Raw genomic sequence first — 1149 nt, forward strand, 5'->3', positions numbered from 1 at the left:
CGTTGGACCTGTCGGGCCTGTTATTCCAGTTGCTCCCGTTGGGCCTGTCGGACCTGTTGCTCCACTTGCTCCCGTTGGTAGAGTAAATGAGGAAATCGGTGGCAATGTCGGTCCTATTAAACTCGAATCCAGTGAACTAGCAGATAGATTTTTAGAGTTTAATCCTTCCCATTTCTTTTTCCTCTCCATATATCTCACTCCAAATTAAAATCATTTCTAAAATAAGAAAATATTAATTGTACAAAATATGATATATACAAGATGTACTATTCCAAATAAGGTGTTTTAAATAAAAATATTGCTTCAAATATACAAAATCATTTTATAAAATTAACTTTTGTAAAAAAACAACTAATATATTAAATAATCAATTCAGTTTATATATGGTAAAATATATCCATCGCTGATATGTCCAACTATGTAATTTTCATAGCAGCAAAATTACAACTAGACTTTATACAACATGATTCAAAACAAATGAAGGAGTGTTTTAAGTGAAAGGACATATACGAAAAAGAGGAAATAAATATTGCATCATTATTGATATCGGTCCTGATCCAGAGACAGTAAAAAGAAGATAAAAGTGGTTTACTGGTTATAAGACAAAAAAGAAGACGAAAAAAATTACGGAGTTAAATAAAGGGACTTTTGTGGAGCCGTCTAAGCTTGCTTTAAAAGACTATCTGGTTCAGTGGTTAGAAATTAAAATGAAACGTATAGAAAAGAATATCTACGTTTCTTATAGTAGCAACATGCCCCACCATGTTATAACTAACATAGGAATGATTGCACTTCAGAAATTAAATGTTATGCACATTCAAGAATAGTATAAATCAGCACTAGATAATGGTATTTTAAATAATTCCATACTCCTATTGCATTGGATAATAAAAGCAGCTTTAAATCTAGCAGTTAAATAAAATATTATTTCTAGAAATACCGCGAAAACAAGTGAATTTTATTAACAAGTTTCGTGCAGCTTAACACATGTTATCATGTATAATACATATGAAAAGGAAATTCAGAATAACGAGGCAAATATTATGGACTTTGTTTATATTAATCAAAACGTATTAAATAATCTTCTATACATTTTATGTAGTATATTTGTTTTTTATTTCATATATGATAGCCGGCACTATTTAAAGA

Annotated in this window: 1 protein-coding gene and 2 pseudogenes; 2 read left to right on the top strand and 1 reads right to left on the bottom strand. The window is 29.9% G+C overall.

The features are described from left to right. On the bottom strand, positions 1 to 189 hold a 189-nt coding region (locus GBN78_RS30835; protein ID WP_226798515.1), incomplete at its 3' end, for an exosporium leader peptide-containing protein. Positions 190 to 494: 305 nt separating this feature from the next. Between GBN78_RS30835 and GBN78_RS31085 the strand changes: the two are divergent. Both GBN78_RS31085 and GBN78_RS29740 read left to right on the top strand, forming a co-directional pair. Beyond that, positions 495 to 917, top strand: a pseudogene (locus tag GBN78_RS31085) (tyrosine-type recombinase/integrase); the annotation flags it as partial. A gap of 78 nt (positions 918 to 995) precedes the next feature. Next, positions 996 to 1149, top strand: a pseudogene (locus GBN78_RS29740) (sensor histidine kinase); the annotation flags it as partial.

It is taken from the genome of Bacillus sp. B2-WWTP-C-10-Post-4, assembly GCF_009183805.1.
Classification (GTDB): Bacteria; Bacillota; Bacilli; order Bacillales; family Bacillaceae_G; genus Bacillus_A; species Bacillus_A cereus.